This window comes from Pseudomonas sp. TE3786 (assembly GCF_054057335.1).
Map to the genome: position 1 here is coordinate 40,317 of NZ_JBSRZF010000023.1, position 17,701 is coordinate 58,017.

Sequence of the window (17,701 nt, forward strand, 5' to 3'; positions counted from 1 at the left end):
GCGGGGGGAATAATGGGCTAGTGAATGGGCGCGATGATAGAAGCGCCGGGCCCGCAGGGCAATGCGGGCGCTCGGGCAAAAACGGCGGTCAGCGATGCCCGGCGAGGGTGATCGACACCGACTCGGCAAAGCGCAATGCATGCAGCTTGTCGACTTCCACCTCGGCGTAACGCACCGCCGGATGGGCCATCACCAGGTCGAGCAGTTCCTGGGTCAGGCGCTCGAGCAGGGCGAAGCGGTTGTTCTCGACGTGGGCAATGATCGCCTTGGTGATGGTGCGGTAATTCAGCGCGTGCTCGATGTCATTGACCTGCACGGCATCCACGGCGGGATAGAGGATGGTCAGGTTGATCAGCACGTCCTGCTTGTTGTCGATCTCTTCCTGTTTGATTCCGATGAAGGTGCGCAGGCGCAGGTCTTTGACCCGAATGCGCGCCATTCCAGGCTCCAGTCTCGGCATAGCGGTGTACTCCATCCAATCGGTTTTATTCGGGTTGTTTATTTCAAGTGCCGGCCGCCGTTGACGCTCAGGGTGCTGCCGGTGACATAGGGGTTGTCGAGCAGGTAACGCAGGCTCTGGTAGATCACCTGGGCACCAGGTTCGATAGCCAGCGCCGACTTGGCCAGGGTCTTGGCGCGGTATTGGGCGTCGTCGCCGTCGTTGAACAGAATCAGCGCCGGGGCGATGCCGTTGACCTTGATGGCCGGTGCGTACTTGGCGGCAAAGGACAGGGTCAGGCTTTCCAGTCCGGCCTTGCTGGCGCAATAGGCCAGGTGTTTGGCGCTGCCCTTGTGCACCACATCGTCGCTGATATGCACGATATCCGCCGGGCTCGAGCGGCGCAGCAAATCGGCGCAATGCAGGTTGATCAGGTAGGGCGCGAGCATATGCACGCTGAACATCTGCTGAAAGATCGCGGCTTCGTTGCCGGGGGTTTCCGCCAGCCAGGCCGAGGCGTTATGCACAATCGCGCGCAGGCTGTCGGTGTGCCGTTTCAGCTCGGCGACCAGGGCCAGAATGCCGGCCTCACTGGAAAAATCGGCCTGAATGGTGATCGCCCCGCGCTCGCGCAGCTGTTGCAAGCTGTCGCGTTCCTGGCGGTAGGTGACAATCAGCGGGTGACCGTCATCCAGCAAGCGCTCGGCGCAGAACAGGCCGACACGTTGGCCGGCACCGGTGAGCAGAATGGGGGCAGAAACAGGCATGGGCGACTCGTAGGCAAAGTGAAAGGCCCGTTTCCCTCTTCGATGAAAACGGGCCTGGCAACGTTACCCCAGTCTGCCGCTCGGCACAAAAGGCCGCGCGTTACCTGGCGGCTTACTTGGCTCCTGCTGCCAAGGACGAACCTTGCACCACCGGCAACGCCTTGCGCTTGTGTAGCCAGGGTGCCAGCAGGCGGGTGGAGAGGGGGATAAACCAGTAGGTCATCAGCGGCGTCAGGGCCAGGGTGCTGAGCAGAATGCGCACGGCCAGCGGCAGTTCGCTGAGCAGCCCGCCGAACAGCAGATTGAATGCCAGGGATACCGGGAAAAACGCCAGCCAGATCGCCACGCTCTGTTTCCAGCGTGGCACATTGCGGCTGGCGCTGCCGAACCAGGCATCGATGCCTTGCACGCGATGCTCCAGGGGCTGGGCGAACAGGCCCTGGCCACGTTGCAGCCAGGCGCGGCGCGAGGCGGAGTGTTCCCAGCTGGCGAGTAGCTCGGCATCGGCGAAGCGGAATACGATCTGGAATTCGTCATCATCGGGCGGCGGGGCGAGTACGCCGGAGCCGAGATAACCTTGGAAGTCGGTCGCCAGTTGTTCGCCTTCGCGCAGCCAGAGCATAAAGTCCTGGTAACGCTCGCGGGGCACGCGACGGGCCACCATCAGGGTGACGGGGGAAGCAGACATTTTGTATCTCCTCAGATCTTGCCGCCGCTCGGGTAGAGCTTTGGCAAAAAAGCGCCCCGGGGTGGTGGGGCTTCAGGGGGCGAAGCCTAGTGCTTTTACCCCTCTGAAGGCCAGCAAAAGGCGCGCCAGACAGCCCGGTTGGCAGTCAGAACGCGGGCTCCAGCTGATTGAGCAGGCGGTGCTGCTGATAGATGTACTGGCGCAGGCGTTCGCTGTGCACCGTTTTGCGCCCACTCAGGCGGTAGGCGACCAGGCGTTGTTCGGTGCGGCGGGCGAGGATGCCCTGCAGGCGAATCGGCTCGGCACCGGACTGCGGCAGCCACAGGGTGAAGTTGTTCGGCACCAGGCGATGACGGATTTCCACCAGCAGCCCGGTGGTCGACAGGCTGTGCAGCCATACGCCGCTGGGTTTGCCATGTTCGTCCAGCAGGGCAATGGCGGGCTTCAGGTGCAGCCGCCACGACCGCTCGGACTCGCCTGGCTCGACCACCTGGGGCAGGCCGATTTCCAGGCTCAGGCTATGGAATTCGTCTTCGACCAATTGCAGCGGGAAGGTCACGCGCTCGCCGTTGAAGTGGGCTTCGATGGTCAGTTGATCACTGGCTGCCAGGCGGGTGAGCAGGGCTTTGATCTGGGCACCACCATCCACCCGCAAGCTCGGCGTTTGCGCCGGGCCCGGTAGGCGCGCAGACGTTTGCAGGTCCTGGATAAAGTCCAGTTCCTCGCTGGTGAGAATGGGCACGTCTTGCATGGTGTAGATGCTCCAGTACTGCAGGCGGGGAACCAAGGCTGTGACGGTCGTGGGACAACCCCGCGCTGGCTTTATTAGAATTTTGTAAGGGTTTTCCGATAAACGGATCGGCAACCCGCGCGTTAGAGCCTTTGCCAGGCGTTCAAAGGCGATAGTTACAGGGCTCAGGCATAATGGCCGCCGTTTTTCACTCAGCTAGCGGAGCGTTTTGATGAAAGTTGCGATCTTGTCCGGTTCGGTGTTCGGTACCGCTGAGGAAGTGGCCCGCCACGCTGAGAAGCTGCTCAAGGCCGCCGGGCTTGAAGCCTGGCACAACCCGCGGGCGACCCTCGATGAGCTCAAAGCCTTCGCCCCGCAAGCCTTTCTGGCGGTCACCTCGACCACGGGCATGGGCGAACTGCCGGACAACCTGCAGCCGCTGTTCCATGCTATCCGCGACGTGCTGCCCAGCGAATGGCGTGGCCTGCCGGGCGCGGTGATCGGCCTGGGCGATGCCAGTTATGGCGACACCTTCTGCGGCGGCGGCGAGCAACTGCGCGAACTGTTTGCCGAACTAGGCCTGCGTGAAGTGCTGCCGATGCTGCGTCTGGATGCCAGCGAAAGCGTGACCCCGGAGACGGATGCCGAGCCGTGGCTGGCGGAGTTTGGCCAAGCCCTGCGCGCTTAAAAGCTCGAGCCTTAAGCCTAGGAACGCGTTTTACCTGTAGGAGCGGCTTCAGCCGCGATGCTGTTGATCGGCAATGCGGGCGAATGCGCGGGTTTCAGGTTCGGCCAATCGCGGCTGAAGCCGCTACTACAGGGTCCCTCGACCCGCACTGACTCGCACGGCCACCACGCTGGCCGCCAGGGCGACTACCGCCACCGCCATCCCTCGCTAGACTCACCTGCACTAAAAAACAAAAACAAACCGAGGTGATTGCCGTGACTGCTGCGCAAATCAAATCCGTACCGAACGTCAAAGATCAGGTATCCGCTGCCGAGTGGCAGGCCCGTGTCGACCTCGCTGCCTGCTATCGGCTGATTGCCCTGCATGGTTGGGACGATCTGATCTTCACCCACATTTCGGCCAAGGTGCCGGGCACCGAAGACTTCCTGATCAACCCCTTCGGCTTGATGTTCCATGAGATCACCGCCTCCAGCCTGGTGAAGGTCGACCTTAGCGGCGTCAAGCAAATGGACAGCCCCTACGAAATCAACCCCGCCGGCTACACCATCCACAGTGCCGTGCACGAAGTGCGGCACGATGTGGGTTGCGTGATCCACACCCACACCGCAGCCGGCATTGCTGTGTCGGCGCAGAAACAGGGCCTGCTGCCGCTGTCGCAGCAATCGCTGTTCGTGCTCTCCAGTTTGTCCTACCACGGCTATGAAGGCGTGGCGTTGAACCACGAAGAGAAGGCTCGTCTGCAGGCCGACCTGGGCGAGAGCAATTTCATGATTCTGCCCAACCACGGCCTGATGACCTGCTCGGCGAGCATCGCCGATGCCTTTCTGATGATGTTCACCCTGCAGCGTGCCTGCGAAGTGCAGGTGATGGCGCAGAGCGGCGGTGCCGAGCTGATCCATATCCCGCAGCAGATCCTCGACGGTGCCAAAGCCATGGTCCAGGGCGTGATGAAAACCGCCCAGGGCATGGGCGGCAACCTGGCCTGGCCGGCGCTGCTGCGCAAGCTCGATCAACAGAACCCCGGTTACAACGCCTGATGGCACCGGCCAGCGCCGGCATTCCCCTGCGTGACTGGCGCGCGCAGGGCAAGCGCCTGAGTTTTCAGGGCCAGCAGATTGCCTACTGGACAGCCGGGCAGGGCGAGCCACTGCTGTTGATCCATGGCTTTCCCACCGCCAGCTGGGATTGGCATTACCTCTGGCATACCTTGGCCGAGCGTTACCAGGTGATCGCCTGCGACATGCTCGGGTTTGGCGATTCGGCCAAGCCTCGCGGTCACGACTACAGATTGCTGGAACAGGCCGATATCCAGCAGGCGCTGTTGCGCCATCTGGATATCGACGCCCCGGTGCATGTGCTGGCCCATGACTATGGCGACAGCGTTGCCCAGGAGCTGCTCGCTCGCCATCACGAAGGGCGTATTCGTCTGGCCTCCTGCGTGTTCCTCAACGGTGGCCTGTTCCCGGAAACCCACCGGCCGGTGCTGGTGCAAAAACTCTTGCTCAGTCCCCTGGGGCCTTTGGTAGGTAGGCTGTTCAGCCGCAAGAAGCTGGCTGCCAGTTTTGCTCAGGTGTTCGGCCCACATACTCGGCCGGGGGAGCAGGAGCTGGATGATTTCTGGAGCCTGATCGCCCGTGACCATGGCCCGGCGGTGATGCATCGGCTGATTTATTACATCCCCGAGCGCCGGCAGCAACGTGATCGCTGGGTGGCGGCGATGCAGAAGGGTGGGGTGCCGCTACGGGTGATTGACGGTGCGGTGGATCCGATTTCCGGGGCGCATATGGTGGAGCGCTACCGCGAGCTGATTCCTCAGCCGGATACCGTGTTGCTGGAAGGCATCGGCCATTACCCGCAAACCGAAGCGCCATGCCAGGTGTTGCAGCATTACCAGGCATTCCGTGCCGCCCTGGGGAGCGTTGCTGTAGCCTAGCCGCAGTCTTTTTCGGCGAGGGGCGATATGCGCAAGGTGGCGGTTCTTTCCGTGGCTCTGTTAATGGGCGGTTGCGTCAGCGACGCGCCCATTCCTTCCCCCGTGTTCGACGCGTGGTACGCGCAAACCCCGGTGGGCAATGCGGGTTCCGCGCCCGGCCTGTGGCCGCTGCTGGCCAGTCGCGCCAATTTCCCGGTGCTGGATGCACCCGGTACCGCCGGGCTGGTGCATCTGCAGATCGAGGCGGACCAGCAACTTACCGTGCAGCTGCAGCGTGACGGCGGCTGTGTCGGCCAATTGAGCATCGCCGGCACGCTCGACGGCCAGCGCTATCAATTTTCCGACAGCGATTTCAACGGCATTCCGGTTCTCGCCTGGGGGCATAACAATCGCCAGGTCAGCCTCGACCTCAGTAGCCCGCAGGCGCTGGCGGCGACGGTGCATACCAGCAGTTTCGGCATGTTTCTGATCATCGCCGGCGGTGCGCCGGATCGCGATGTCACTTATCGCTACAACGCTGTTGCGCAGCCCGCTGTGCGCGGGCTGCGATGCCCGGCACCAACGCCAGGGCGGTAGTCCGCTGGGGCGGCGAATCATGCCCTAACCTTATTGCGCGCCATTCAGGTCCGGCCGTCTTCGTTGTGGCCGCCGCCACGCTCCCGGAAACTCGGCGCCATCGCATGTTCTGCTATCTGCCAGAGGAGTTTGATATGAGCGAGTCCGTTCGTTTTGAAGACAAGGTGGTAATCGTCACCGGTGCCGGTGGTGGCATTGGTCGCGCCCACGCCCTGGCTTTCGCCAAAGCCGGTGCCAAGGTGGTGGTCAACGACCTGGGCGGCAGCACCCACGGTGAAGGTGCCAACGCTTCGGCGGCAGATCGCGTGGTAGCTGAAATCCAGGAAGCCGGCGGCACCGCCGTGGCCAACCACGACTCGGTAACCGACGGCGAAAAGATTGTGCAGAACGCCCTCGACGCCTTTGGCCGTATCGATGTGGTGGTCAACAACGCCGGTATCCTGCGCGACAAAACCTTCCACAAAATGGACGACGCCGACTGGGATCTGGTTTACCAGGTGCACGTTGCCGGTGCCTACAAAGTCACCCGCGCCGCCTGGCCGCATATGCGTGAGCAGAACTATGGCCGGGTGATCTTCACCTCGTCCACCTCCGGTATCTACGGCAACTTCGGCCAGTCCAACTACGGCATGGCCAAGCTCGGCCTGTACGGCTTGACCCGCACCCTGGCCATCGAAGGCCGCAAGAACAATATCTTCGTCAACGCCATCGCCCCTACCGGCGGCACGCGCATGACCGAAGGCCTGATTCCGCAGCAAGTGTTCGAGCAGCTCAAGCCGGAACTGGTCAGCCCGCTGGTGGTGTACCTGGGCAGCGAAAACTGCCAGGACACCGCCGGCCTCTACGAAGTGGGCGGTGGCTGGATCGGCAAGGTACGTTGGGAGCGCAGCAACGGCGCGGGCTTCGACCCGAAAGTCGGCTTCGACGCGGATGACGTGGCCGCTGCCTGGAAACAGATCGGCGACTTCGAAGGTGCCAGCCACCCCGAAGACAGCCTGCAGGCGCTGCAAGCGATGATGGCCAATCTGCAGAAATACGCCGGCAAGTAATTCCGCCAGCAAGGCCAAAATGGCCGCTCCCTGTTAAAGGGAGCGGCCATTTTTTTGGCATCGGAAGATCCTACGGGTATTTGTGGCTGCAACGTCTTGTAGCGGTTCTCCTACAAAAGGCAAAGTTCCGGTACTTTCGAATAAGGCCTTATTCACCCCAGTGTTGGTGCCCTGTGATGACCGCATGGTGCGGGCATTCATCCTTTCGGGCGACATGCAGAATCAATCCTTCGTGCGCTTATCCGTCTGTCATCCGCTGAGTACGGTGCATCCAGTTTCACCAACTAGGAGAGCCGCATGACAACAACAAAAAGGCCCGGACTGTTCCAGCCAAAGACTCTGGCTATCGCGATCGCACTGGGCACCTGCACCCACGCCAACGCGGTAAGTTTCAACATCGGCGAGATCGAAGGGCAATTCGACTCCTCGCTATCCCTGGGGGCCAGCTGGTCCACCGCCAAGGCGGACCAGGATTACATCGGCGTCGCCAACGGCGGCAACGCATTCACCCAGACCAACGATGACGGCCGGATGAATTTCAGAAGGGACAAAACCTTCTCGAAAATCTTCAAAGGCATTCATGACCTTGAACTCAAATATGGCGACACCGGTATCTTCCTGCGCGGCAAATACTGGTACGACTTCGAGCTGAAAGACGAAAGCCGCGAGTACGCCGACATCGACGACGACCACGCCAAGATGGGTGCCAAGTCTTCTGGCTACCAACTGCTCGATGCCTTCGCCTATCACAACTACGCCATCGCCGAGCAGCCAGGCAGCGTGCGTCTGGGTAAGCAGGTAGTGAGCTGGGGTGAAAGTACCTTTATCCAGAACGGCATCAACTCGATCAACCCGGTCGACGTGTCCGCCTTCCGCCGTCCAGGCGCGGAGGTCAAGGAAGGTCTGATTCCGGTCAACATGTTCTACCTGTCCCAGAGCTTTACCGAGAACCTCTCGGCCGAGGCCTTCTACCAGCTGGAATGGGACCAGACGGTTGTGGATAACTGCGGCACCTTCTTCTCCAGCACCGACGTGCTGCAGGAAGGTTGCGATACCAACTACCGTATTCTCGATGCGGCTACCGTTCGTACCCTGAACTCGCCAAGCACCAAGGCGCTGTTGTCGAGTATCGGTGTGGACGTCAACTCCCAGGGCCTGGCGGTACCGCGTGGAGGTGATCGTGATGCTCGCGACGGCGGCCAATGGGGCACGGCACTGCGTTGGCAAGGTGACGAGACCGAGTACGGTGCGTACTTCATGAACTACCACTCGCGTACACCGTTCCTGGGTATTCAGAACGGCAGCGCCGCCGATATCCAGCGCGCATTCACTACCGCCGGTGGTGCCTTGGCACAACCGATTTTGCTAGGGCGCGGCAAGTACTACTTCGAGTATCCGGAAGACATTCAGCTGTACGGTTTGAGCTTCTCCACCACGCTGCCTACCGGTACCGCCTGGTCGGGTGAAATCAGCTACCGGCCGAACATGCCGCTGCAGATCAACACCAACGATATGACACCGTTGGCAGCTACCAGCCCGGCTGGTGCCTATGGTGCTGCGGGTGGCGGTTTGGGGGGCGTTCTGGCTGCTCGTGGCACGGCTTTGGAAGATCACCGCGGCTACAACCGCAAAGAAGTCACCCAAGTGCAAACCACCTTCACCCACTTCTTCGACCAGGTAATGGGCGCGGATCGGGTAACCATCGTTGGTGAGGTAGGTGCCAACTCCATCGGTGGCCTGGAGCACATCGACGACCTGCGTTATGGCCGCGACTCCACCTTCGGCAACATGGCCCAGGGCGGTCCTCACGGTTACTACACCAATACCTCGTGGGGCTACCGTGCTCGCGCCATCTGGGATTACAGCGATGCGTTCGCCGGTGTGAACCTCAAGCCGAACCTGTCCTGGTCGCACGATGTCGATGGGTATGGCCCAGTGTTCAACGAAGGTGCCAAGGCCGCGAGCATCGGTCTGGACGCCGAGTACCGCAACACCTACACCGCGAGCCTGTCTTACACCAACTTCTTCGGCGGCGATTACAACGTGCTCACCGACCGTGACTTCCTGGCCCTCAGCGTTGGCGTGAACTTCTAAGAACTGCTTGCGGAAATAACAGAGGACTACAAGAACAATGAAAACAACGAAAAATCTGTTTGGTGCCCTGGCCCTCTCGCTGCTAGCCAGCAGCGTATTGGCCGCTGTACCGGCTGCGGAAGTGGCCAAACTCGGCACCACCCTCACGCCACTGGGCGGTGAGAAAGCCGGCAACACCGATGGCAGCATTCCCGCCTGGACCGGTGGCCTGCCGAAGAACGCAGCCTCGGTCAGCGATGGCGGCTTCCTCGGCAATCCGTTTGCCAACGAAAAACCACTGTTCACCATCACCGCGGCCAACGCCGACCAATACAAGGCCAAGCTCTCGGCTGGCCAGCTGGCAATGCTCAAGCGTTACCCCGACACCTACAAGCTGCCGGTGTACACCAGCCACCGTACGGTGTCGGTACCGGATGCAGTGAACGAAGCAGCTAAAGTCAGCGCGGCCAAAACCACCACGGTGGAAGGCGGCAACGGCCTGCAGAATTTCACTGACAGCCGTTACTACGCATTCCCGATTCCGCAGAACGGCCTGGAAGTGATCTGGAACCACATCACCCGTTACCGCGGTGGCAACCTGCGCCGCAGCTATACCCAGGCCACGCCGCAAACCAACGGTAGCTACACCCTGGTGAACTTCACCGATGAGGTGTCCTTCCCGCAACACATGTCAGGTGTGGACAGTGACAAGGCTGCCAACGCCCTGCTGTTCTTCAAACAGCAAGTGACCGCGCCGGCACGTCTGGCCGGTAACGTGTTGCTGGTGCACGAGTCGCTCGACCAGGTTAAAGAGCCGCGCATGGCGTGGATCTACAACGCCGGTCAGCGTCGTGTACGTCGTGCGCCGCAGGTTTCCTACGACGGCCCAGGCACTGCCTCGGACGGTCTGCGCACTTCGGACAACTTCGACATGTTCAACGGTGCACCTGACCGTTACGACTGGAAGTTGATCGGCAAGAAAGAAATGTACATCCCGTACAACAACTACAAGCTGGAATCGTCAGACGTTAAATACGCCGACATCCTCAAGACTGGCCACACCAACCAGGACCTCGCACGTTACGAGCTGCACCGCGTGTGGGAAGTGGAAGCCAACCTGAAATCCGGCGAGCGCAACATCTACGCCAAACGTAAGTTCTACGTCGACGAAGACTCCTGGACCATCGTGGCTTCGGAAATGTATGACGGTCGTGGCCAGCTGTGGCGCGTGGGTGAAGCCATGCTCTATCAGCAGTACGTGGCTCAGGCTCCGGCCTACGCCTTCGAAGCGCTCTACGACATCATCGCTGGCCGCTACCTGGCCATCGGCATGATGAACGAAGAGAAGAAGTCGTATGAGTTCGGCATCAAAACCTCGGCGACCGACTACACCCCGGCAGCTCTGCGTAACGCTGGTGTTCGTTAAACCGTGATGAGGTGGGGCGTGTCTGGCGCGCTCCACCATCAAACAGCTTGATGATCACCGCTAAGGTGTATGAATAAGGCGGCCCGCGGGTCGCCTTTTTCGTCTGGCACGCTCTTTTCGGCACCGATCATGGTTAAGATCGGTCGCAGCTGGACCCCTGATAAAAACAAAAAAAGCAGAGGCATCGACCATGCTTAACGTCCACCCGATTGGACCGCGTCCCCTGCGTTTATCCGACAGCCCGCTGCCGCGTCTGCCGGCCGCGCATTTTCCCCGTCCACGCCTGGTTCAGGCGCTGCTGGCCGGCGACAGCCGCCTGGCGCTGATCTGTGCGCCGGCCGGTTTTGGCAAAAGCGTATTGCTCAACGAATGTGTACGGCAGGCACCGGTCGGCACCCAGGTGGTGTGGCTGGACCTGCTCGGTCGTGCCCTGACCCCGGTGGAGTTGCTTACGCGCCTGGCCAAGGCGCTGGGCCGCCCGGTGGAAGAGGGCGACACCTATGACGAGCTGTGCAGCCTGCTCAGCCGTAGCGAAACTCCCCTGTGGATCGTTCTTGATGACTACCCGCGCGATGCCTGCGCGGAACTCGATGACTGCCTGGATCGCTTGCTGGAGCAGGCCCCGCATACCCTACGCTGGTGGATCGGTGGCCGCCGGCGTCCGGCCTGGAACCTGCCGCGGCTGATGCTGCAGGGCGACCTGCTGGAGCTGGATGCCCCGGCCCTGGCCCTGGAGGAGCACGAACTCAACGGCCTGTTGCAGCAGCATCACCTGGAGCTGCCGCCGGAACTGCGCACCCAACTGCTGCACAACAGCGAAGGTTGGGTGGCGGGCGTGTGCCTGCTGCTGATCAAAGGCACCGCGGAAAACCTGCCGGAGCGCTTGAGCTCCGGTACGCCGTTGCTCAATGAATATATCGCCCGCGAAGTGCTCAACGGCCTGTCGCCAAGCCTGTTGCGCGCGCTGTCGCTGTTGTCCCATATGCCACGTTTTTCTGCCGCCTTGTGCGAGCACGTGCTCGACGAGGGTGGTGCCCAGCTGTTCGAAGAGCTGCAGGCGCGGCAACTGTTTTTCCTCGGCCTGGACAGCTGCGGCGAGTGGTTCCGCCTGTCGCGGCCGGTGGCGGCGGTGCTCAAGCGCCAGTGCGCGGCCCCGGCCCCGACCCAGGCGCATGTGCGCGCCTGCCAATGGTTTGCCAGCCATGGCGATGTGCGCGCGGCGGTGGAGCATGCGCTGTTTGCCAACCAACCGGATGTGGCGGCCAACTACCTGCAGCGTTTCGGTCAGGAGCAATTGCTGGTGGGGCAGAGCGTTGCCCAGTTCCTGCAATGGCGTCACGAGCTGCCCGCCAGTCTGTACTCCAGCACGCCCCGGCTGATCACCTTGCAGGCCTGGGCGCTGCTGATTTGTGCACGGCTGGACGAAGTGGACGATTGTCTGGAAGACCTTGGGCGTTTCTTTCCGCAACCCTCGCTGCGCCAACAGCGCCAGCTGCTCGCCCATTACCAGGCGATCCAGGGTGTACTGCAACGCCAGCGTGGTCAGCGCAGTGCTCGCGAGCAGTCGCTGCAGGCCCTGGAAGTGCTGGTGGACGGTGCCTGGTCGCAACGCGCCCTGTGTTACCAGGCACTGGCGCAGCAGGCGTTCTCGGAAAACATGCTTAACGATGCGCGCGACTATATCCAGGAAGGCCTGAAGCTGGCGCGGCTGAATGGCAGCGTGCTGTTCGAAGCGTTGCTCAGCGTCGACCGTGGTCATCAGTTGGCGATTCTCGGCGATACCCGCGGTGCGCTGGAGCTGATTGAACTGTGTCTGCAACACCTGCAGGCGGCCGGGCTGCAAGGGCCGGTACTGGGTCGCCTGTTGCTGCTGCGCGGCAGCCTGCTGGCCAGCCAGGGCCATGTTGAAGCGGCGCAGGCGTCTTATAACAGTGGTCTGCTTGCGGCTGAGGCCTGTGAGGACGCCTATATCATCTTCGGGTACCAGGGCCTGGCAGAACTGGCCGCCCAGGCCAATGACTTCACCCTGGCCTTCCAGCTGTTACGCAAGGCCGAACGCTTGATGCAATGGCAGCACGTCCCCGAAGTGCGTTACCACGGCGTGTTGCAACTGGCGCACGGTGCCTTGTGGTTGCGTCAGGGCGAAGCTCAGCGCGCCCGCACGGTATTGCAGGCAACCCTGGACAACTACCGCGAGCGCGACCTGTTGGCACCATCCGCTTTCTACGACCTGTTGCCACGCCTGCGCTATCACCTGGCCCTGGCCGACTTGCAGCTCGGCGATGTCAGTCAGGCGCTGGAAGGTTTGCAGCAGCTCAGCGCGGACTGCGAGCGCAACGGTTATTTCCACCTGCTCAATCGCTGCCGTTTCAGCCTGGTGCAGGCGCTGCTTGCCAATGGCCAGGAAAAATCCGCGGAAGCCATGCTCCGGGTAGCCCTGGAAACCGCTCAGCAACAAGGCGTAAGCCCCGAGCTGCAGGCGTTGCATGGGCAGTTCGGGGCGTGGCTGGAGCAAGTGCTGCCCCATCTGGCCGAACCGCTGGAGCTGCGCTCGCTGCTTAACCAGGCAGGGGCGGGCAGTCAGGCAAGCGCGGAGAGCTCACCGCTGAGCGCGCGGGAAAAGACCGTGTTGGAACAGATCGCCCAGGGTTACTCCAACCTGCAGATCGCCGACCGCCTGCATATTTCCCTGCACACGGTGAAAACCCATGCGCGGCGAATCAACGTCAAACTCGGGGTGGAGCGCCGCACCCAGGCCGTGGCACGCGCCAAATCCCTGGGTTGGTTGATGTGAGGCGCGAGCGAGGTGGCTCGCCGGGCCGCCTTGCTCACTTCTACTTCGCCAAAGAAGCCAAGCCCCTCCAACTGATCTCACCTGCTTAAATCCGCCAGCCGACATATTTTTCACACTTACCCCCATAAGGTGCTTGACTCAACGAACCGCTGCGCTGGCTCTGCCTTTGTTGCCGCGCGGTGGAAGCCTAGTCAGCGGTGGAGCGAAGCGGCATGCACGTACGGAGCAAGAAAGGGTGGGGCGTCGACTGGGCCGGTATCGGCTGGTTGTTTCTGTTCTTCTGGTATTTCTCCTGCGTTCCGCAATTGCTGATTCAGCTCACGGGCACCTCCGGCTTCACCGGGTTTCGCCAAGCCTTTCTGATGAGTGCGCTGTGGCTGGTGCCGGTGCTGCTGTTCCCGACCAAAACCCGCGCCATTGCTGGCGGCATCGGTTTGCTGCTGTGGGCTGCCTCGCTGGTCAGCCTGGGTTACTTCTTTATTTACGGCCAGGAGTTCTCCCAGAGCGTGATTTTCATCATGTTCGAATCGAACATGGCCGAAAGCAGCGAATACCTGACCCAATACTTCGCCTGGTGGATGTTGCCCGCCTTTGCCTTGCATAGCCTGGTGGCCTACTTGTTGTGGCGGCGGGTGCGCCCGGTGCAGATGAGCGGCCAACCGGCCTTCGCTGCGGCGGCATTTATGTTGCTCTGTTCCCTGGGTTATCCGTTGATCAGCCAGGGTCTGCGGGAGAAAACCTTCGGCGATGCCCTGTTGAAAGTGGAAGCGCGCCTGGAGCCAGCCGTGCCATGGCAGCTGGTGCTGGGTTATCGCCAGTACCGTGAGCAGTTGGGCAATATGCAGGGCATGCTCACTGACGCGGCGAAGATTCCGCCGCTCAAACACCTGAAAAGCAGCCTGGGCGAACAGCCGGCGACCCTGGTGCTGGTCATCGGCGAGTCCACCAACCGCCAGCGCATGAGCCTGTACGGCTACCCGCGCAACACCACCCCGAACCTCGACAAGCTGCGCCAGGACATGCTGGTATTCGACGATGTGGTCACGCCACGCCCCTACACCATTGAAGCCCTGCAGCAGGTGCTGACCTTCGCCGACGAAGAGAATCCGGATCTGTACCTGAAAACTCCGTCGATCGTCAGCGTGATGAAACAGGCCGGCTTCAAGACCTACTGGATCACCAACCAGCAGACCATGACCAAACGCAACACCATGCTCACCACCTTTTCCGAACAGGCGGACGAGCAGGTGTACCTGAACAACAACCGCAACCAGAACGCCCGTCAGTACGACGGCGATGTGTTGGCACCGTTTGCCAAGGTGCTGCAGGAAGACGCGCCGAAGAAGTTTATCGTCGTGCATCTGCTGGGCACCCATATGAGCTACCAGTACCGCTATCCGCCGGAGTTCGAGAAATTCACCGACCGTACCGGGGCGCCAGCGGGCCTGCGTGATGACCAGTTGCCGACCTACAACAGCTACGACAATGCTGTGCTGTACAACGATTTCGTGGTCTCCAGCCTGATCAACGAATACGCCAGGAAGGACGACAACGGCTTCCTGCTGTACCTCTCCGACCACGGCGAAGATGTGTTCGACTCGAGCTCGGGCAATGTGCTGGGGCGTAACGAGGCCAAGCCGACCGCGCCTATGTACACCATTCCCTTTATGGTCTGGGCCTCGCCGAAGTGGCGCAGCGGGCATGAATGGAGTTTTATCGCCGATACCAAACGACCCTACAGCAGCTCGCAGTTGATCCACACCTGGGCCGATCTGGCCGGGCTGACCTTCGATGAGTACGACCCCAGCAAAAGTATCGTCAGCGCCGAGTTCAAGGTACGGCCACGCTTGATTGGCGATCCCTATGGCACCAAGAAATCATTGATCGATTTCAGCCTGATCAAACCGAAAGCGCCGCCAGCGGACATGGAAACCGCGCTGAAGTAACAGCGCAGCCCCCGCCACATGCCGAATACGCCCCGAAAGGGGCGTTGTCATATTTGCGAACGACGATCTGGCAGAAGATAGTGGCTACAAGCCATGCAAGTTGCCGTTGCTGACCTACTCTTTTGCCTGGGCAGGCGTATAACTGGGAAATATCTTACGCATGGTGTCGTCCGTTTTCGGGGTGGTGGGTGTGATGCGGCCGTTTCTTTCCGTTTTGTTGGGGGCACTCATTCTGGGCAGCTCGACACTGGCGCAAGCCTCGCCAGGGGCTTCGTGCAGCCGCACCATGACTTTGGCGTTGCACGACCATGGCCTGCTGTATTCGGCTGACACCGACGCCGGCATCGATAAAGACTTCGCTGAAGAGCTGATCCGCCGCAGTGGCTGCAAGGTCACCGTGACCCTGCTGCCACGCGCGCGCATCTGGCAGCTGATCGAACAGGGCGCGCTGGACTTCAGCCTGTCCGGCATTGCCGACGAGGCGCGCAATCGCTACGCCAGCTTTGCCTGGTACTTCTCCGATCAGTTCTACCTGCTGGTGCGCGAGGATGCCGAGGTGCAGAGTCTGGCCGAATTCGCCGCCAACCCGGCCCTGCAGCTGGGGGTGATCCGCGGTTTTCGCTACAGCCCACGGGCCAATCAGTTGGTCGATGAACTCACCAGTCAGCAGCGTGTGCGCAATGCCAGTCGCCTGGAGCCGCTCTACGAAGTGCTGATGGCCAACCAGATCCAGGGCATGATCATCGAGCCGTTCGACTATCCCCAGGTGCAGAGCGAAGTGCTGCGCCAGCACACCCGGGTGGTGGAAACCGGTGATGCGCCAACGCCCCATGGCCTGATCATGTCGAACAAGGCACTGTCGATCGAAGAGCGCGCGCAGTGGCGGGCGATAGTCGACGGGATGCGTGCCGACGGTACGGTGGAGCGTATTTTCGCCAAGTACCTGCCAGCGGATCTGGCCCATACCCTGGTTGATTTCTGATCATGTCCCGCCTTGGCTTGCGCTATAAGCTGCTCGCCCCGCTGATGCTGCTGGTGTCGCTGGGCATCACTTACTGGCTGTGGCAGCACGAGCAGCGCAATGCCCTGATCGATCGGCTGGAAACCGCCGACTACAACCTGCGTGAAGCCACCAGCAGCATCGATCAGCGCGTGGCCGCCTACGAGCAGGTGCTACGCGGCGTGCAGGGTCTGTTTGCCGCCTCGGATCAGGTGCGCCGTGAGGAATTCAAAACCTACCTCGATTCCCTGCAACTGGGTGCCGACTTTGCCGGGTTGGAAGGAATCGGCTATGTGCAATGGACCGCCCGCAGCGATCTGCCGGCGTTGATCGCCGCACAACAACGGAGCGGTATAACCGACTACCAGGTGCGCCCGGAAGGCGACCGCGAGTTCTATGCACCGGTGGTGCAGATGGAACTGCTGTCGGGCAACAGCCAACTGGTGCTGGGCATCGACCCCTACGCCGATGCCGAGCGGCGCTTGGCCATGGAGCGCGCCCGCGACTCTGGCGATGCGAAGATCACCGGCAAGGTGGACTTGGTTATCCCTGGCGAAACCGACACCCAGACCAACGCCGGCTTTCTGATGTTCCTGCCCGTGTATGCCAAGGGCCATGCCCATCAGACCCAGGCCGAGCGCCGTGCCGCGCTGATCGGCTGGGTAGTGGCTCCGCTGCGCATCAACAAGCTGATGGCCAGCCTGTATGGCGGCCGCGCGGCCTCGGCGTCGATCCGCATCTATGAAGGCGTCAAGATGGCCAAGCAGTCGCTGCTCTACAACTCCAGTCAGGGCAGCGGCAGAGCCTATAACCTACGCAGCGATGCCGTGGAATACCTGGAAGTGGCGGGCCGCACCTGGACCCTGGAAATGCTTGGCGAGCAGCAGCGCGAACGGCCGATCAGCAAAGACAACTCGGGGCTGATCGCCGGGGCCGGCCTGGCCCTGAGTCTGTTGCTCAGCGTCCTTACCTGGGTGCTGACTACCGGGCACTCACGGGCGTTGGCCCTGGCGCGGGAAATGACCCGCGAGCTGCGTGACAGCGAAACCCGTTTACGTCACCAGGCGGAACACGACGCCCTCACCGGGCTGCCCAATCGGGCGCTGTTCAGTGATCACCTGACCCATGCCCTGGCTCAGGCGCGGCGCAACCGGGCGCGGCTGGCGTTGATGTTTATCGATCTGGATCGCTTCAAACCGATCAACGACACCCTTGGCCACCATGTGGGGGATGCCCTGCTGCAGGTGGTGGCGGAGCGTTTGCAGCACTGTGTGCGTGAGTCGGACATAGTCGGGCGTTTGGGTGGGGATGAGTTTGTGGTGCTGCTGCCGGTGATCGAGGCGGAGCAGGATGCGTTGGTGGTGGCGGAGAAGATTCGTGAGGCGCTGAATCAGCCGTTTGAATTGGATTGTGCGCAGCCGTTGAGTTTGTCCTCGAGTACCGGGATTGCGATTTTTCCGGAGCATGGGGTGGATGAGGTGCAGCTGACCAAGAATGCTGATGCGGCGATGTATATGGCTAAGGATTGTGGGCGCAATCAGGTGCAGGTTTACCGGGAGGCTTTGAGCATTGCGCGCTAGGGAGTATCCGCG

General features: G+C 61.5%; 15 protein-coding genes. 11 read left to right on the plus strand and 4 right to left on the minus strand.

The genetic code is table 11. From position 1 onward, the window contains the following. Nucleotides 1-88: 88 nt before the first annotated feature. From folX to ACVW0Y_RS20750, 4 genes are all read right to left on the minus strand, one after another. Nucleotides 89-460 carry a dihydroneopterin triphosphate 2'-epimerase gene (folX, locus tag ACVW0Y_RS20735; protein ID WP_108096067.1) on the minus strand — a complete coding sequence of 124 codons (372 nt, stop codon included), beginning with the start codon at nucleotides 458-460 and terminating at the stop codon, nucleotides 89-91. Between the two features lie 38 nt (nucleotides 461-498). After that, nucleotides 499-1,206 (minus strand): dihydromonapterin reductase, encoded by a 708-nt coding sequence (folM, locus tag ACVW0Y_RS20740; protein WP_457440989.1) that lies wholly within the window; start codon nucleotides 1,204-1,206, stop codon nucleotides 499-501. 112 nt (nucleotides 1,207-1,318) lie between these two features. Further along, nucleotides 1,319-1,894 (minus strand): antibiotic biosynthesis monooxygenase, encoded by a 576-nt coding sequence (locus tag ACVW0Y_RS20745; protein ID WP_457440990.1) that lies wholly within the window; start codon nucleotides 1,892-1,894, stop codon nucleotides 1,319-1,321. 145 nt (nucleotides 1,895-2,039) lie between these two features. Continuing rightward, nucleotides 2,040-2,645 (minus strand): hypothetical protein, encoded by a 606-nt coding sequence (locus ACVW0Y_RS20750; RefSeq protein WP_457440991.1) that lies wholly within the window; start codon nucleotides 2,643-2,645, stop codon nucleotides 2,040-2,042. A 211-nt stretch (nucleotides 2,646-2,856) separates the two neighbouring features. Here ACVW0Y_RS20750 and ACVW0Y_RS20755 point away from each other — a divergent pair, with 211 nt between their 5' ends. The 11 genes from ACVW0Y_RS20755 (at nucleotide 2,857) to ACVW0Y_RS20805 (ending at nucleotide 17,689) form a co-directional block, all read left to right on the plus strand. Further along, entirely contained in the window at nucleotides 2,857-3,312 is a 456-nt protein-coding gene (locus ACVW0Y_RS20755) for a flavodoxin (RefSeq protein ID WP_457440992.1), read from the plus strand. A gap of 269 nt (nucleotides 3,313-3,581) precedes the next feature. Then, nucleotides 3,582-4,349 (plus strand): class II aldolase/adducin family protein, encoded by a 768-nt coding sequence (locus tag ACVW0Y_RS20760; protein ID WP_457441021.1) that lies wholly within the window; start codon nucleotides 3,582-3,584, stop codon nucleotides 4,347-4,349. Beyond that, nucleotides 4,349-5,245, plus strand: coding sequence for an alpha/beta fold hydrolase (locus tag ACVW0Y_RS20765; RefSeq protein WP_457440993.1), 897 nt, complete (start codon nucleotides 4,349-4,351; stop codon nucleotides 5,243-5,245). Before ACVW0Y_RS20760 ends, ACVW0Y_RS20765 begins: the two co-directional genes overlap by 1 nt. A gap of 51 nt (nucleotides 5,246-5,296) precedes the next feature. Next, entirely contained in the window at nucleotides 5,297-5,821 is a 525-nt protein-coding gene (locus ACVW0Y_RS20770; RefSeq protein WP_457440994.1) for a hypothetical protein, read from the plus strand. A 134-nt stretch (nucleotides 5,822-5,955) separates the two neighbouring features. Next, nucleotides 5,956-6,870 carry an SDR family oxidoreductase gene (locus tag ACVW0Y_RS20775; RefSeq protein WP_457440995.1) on the plus strand — a complete coding sequence of 305 codons (915 nt, stop codon included), beginning with the start codon at nucleotides 5,956-5,958 and terminating at the stop codon, nucleotides 6,868-6,870. Nucleotides 6,871-7,167: 297 nt separating this feature from the next. After that, on the plus strand, nucleotides 7,168-8,964 hold the full coding sequence (locus ACVW0Y_RS20780) for a DUF1302 domain-containing protein (RefSeq protein WP_457440996.1): 1,797 nt from the start codon (nucleotides 7,168-7,170) through the stop codon (nucleotides 8,962-8,964). A 37-nt stretch (nucleotides 8,965-9,001) separates the two neighbouring features. Further along, complete coding sequence (locus tag ACVW0Y_RS20785) at nucleotides 9,002-10,369, plus strand: DUF1329 domain-containing protein (RefSeq protein WP_457440997.1); 1,368 nt, start codon at nucleotides 9,002-9,004, stop codon at nucleotides 10,367-10,369. A gap of 190 nt (nucleotides 10,370-10,559) precedes the next feature. Then, complete coding sequence (locus ACVW0Y_RS20790) at nucleotides 10,560-13,163, plus strand: LuxR C-terminal-related transcriptional regulator (RefSeq protein ID WP_457440998.1); 2,604 nt, start codon at nucleotides 10,560-10,562, stop codon at nucleotides 13,161-13,163. 212 nt (nucleotides 13,164-13,375) lie between these two features. Then, nucleotides 13,376-15,109, plus strand: a complete 1,734-nt coding sequence (cptA, locus tag ACVW0Y_RS20795) for a phosphoethanolamine transferase CptA (protein ID WP_457440999.1) — start codon at nucleotides 13,376-13,378, stop codon at nucleotides 15,107-15,109. A gap of 286 nt (nucleotides 15,110-15,395) precedes the next feature. Continuing rightward, the gene (locus tag ACVW0Y_RS20800) at nucleotides 15,396-16,091 is read left to right on the plus strand and encodes a substrate-binding periplasmic protein (protein ID WP_457441000.1); all 696 of its coding nucleotides are present in this window, start codon (nucleotides 15,396-15,398) and stop codon (nucleotides 16,089-16,091) included. Nucleotides 16,092-16,093: 2 nt separating this feature from the next. Further along, the gene (locus ACVW0Y_RS20805) at nucleotides 16,094-17,689 is read left to right on the plus strand and encodes a CHASE domain-containing protein (RefSeq protein WP_457441001.1); all 1,596 of its coding nucleotides are present in this window, start codon (nucleotides 16,094-16,096) and stop codon (nucleotides 17,687-17,689) included. Nucleotides 17,690-17,701 lie beyond the last annotated feature (12 nt).

Coding starts and splice junctions, on each gene's coding strand:
- ACVW0Y_RS20750 (WP_457440991.1), bottom strand. CDS start 2,645: ATGCAAGACGTGCCCATTCTCACCAGCGAGGAACTGGACTTTATCCAG.
- ACVW0Y_RS20790 (WP_457440998.1), top strand. CDS start 10,560: ATGCTTAACGTCCACCCGATTGGACCGCGTCCCCTGCGTTTATCCGAC.
- ACVW0Y_RS20785 (WP_457440997.1), top strand. CDS start 9,002: ATGAAAACAACGAAAAATCTGTTTGGTGCCCTGGCCCTCTCGCTGCTA.
- ACVW0Y_RS20780 (WP_457440996.1), top strand. CDS start 7,168: ATGACAACAACAAAAAGGCCCGGACTGTTCCAGCCAAAGACTCTGGCT.
- cptA (WP_457440999.1), top strand. CDS start 13,376: ATGCACGTACGGAGCAAGAAAGGGTGGGGCGTCGACTGGGCCGGTATC.
- folM (WP_457440989.1), bottom strand. CDS start 1,206: ATGCCTGTTTCTGCCCCCATTCTGCTCACCGGTGCCGGCCAACGTGTC.
- folX (WP_108096067.1), bottom strand. CDS start 460: ATGCCGAGACTGGAGCCTGGAATGGCGCGCATTCGGGTCAAAGACCTG.
- ACVW0Y_RS20745 (WP_457440990.1), bottom strand. CDS start 1,894: ATGTCTGCTTCCCCCGTCACCCTGATGGTGGCCCGTCGCGTGCCCCGC.
- ACVW0Y_RS20775 (WP_457440995.1), top strand. CDS start 5,956: ATGAGCGAGTCCGTTCGTTTTGAAGACAAGGTGGTAATCGTCACCGGT.
- ACVW0Y_RS20805 (WP_457441001.1), top strand. CDS start 16,094: ATGTCCCGCCTTGGCTTGCGCTATAAGCTGCTCGCCCCGCTGATGCTG.
- ACVW0Y_RS20755 (WP_457440992.1), top strand. CDS start 2,857: ATGAAAGTTGCGATCTTGTCCGGTTCGGTGTTCGGTACCGCTGAGGAA.
- ACVW0Y_RS20765 (WP_457440993.1), top strand. CDS start 4,349: ATGGCACCGGCCAGCGCCGGCATTCCCCTGCGTGACTGGCGCGCGCAG.
- ACVW0Y_RS20800 (WP_457441000.1), top strand. CDS start 15,396: ATGACTTTGGCGTTGCACGACCATGGCCTGCTGTATTCGGCTGACACC.